The 281-nt window shown below is 42.0% G+C and carries 1 protein-coding gene; it reads right to left on the bottom strand.

Annotated features, from left to right (window positions below):
- Positions 1-281 (bottom strand): META domain-containing protein (locus tag AAEZ05_RS28315; protein WP_350649887.1); only part of this gene is annotated, 281 nt, incomplete at both ends.

Genomic DNA, 281 nt, shown 5'->3' with positions numbered 1-281 from the left:
GGATTAGATACTCTCTGCTTATCAAGATTGATCAGTGTTAACTGACTAGAGCTATAAAGCATTAGGCGGCTAAGGCTTGATTCAATATCATCAATGTCATCACCACACCCTACCATCGTTGAAGGGTTGCCACCAATTAGCAACGTTTGATTAGTAGATAAAGCATAAGACCCACCAGCCCCATTGCATCCGACAGAAAACCCAACACCTTGGCTAAAACTACTTTGCTGAGGATGGCTATAATCATGTGAACCAAGTCTGTAGTTTGCAGTAATAGGTAC

Source organism: Pseudomonas sp. HY13-MNA-CIBAN-0226 (assembly GCF_040310305.1).
In the GTDB taxonomy this organism is placed as follows: domain Bacteria; phylum Pseudomonadota; class Gammaproteobacteria; order Pseudomonadales; family Pseudomonadaceae; genus Aquipseudomonas; species Aquipseudomonas gregormendelii.
This window is presented reverse-complemented; position numbering and strand designations above follow the sequence as displayed.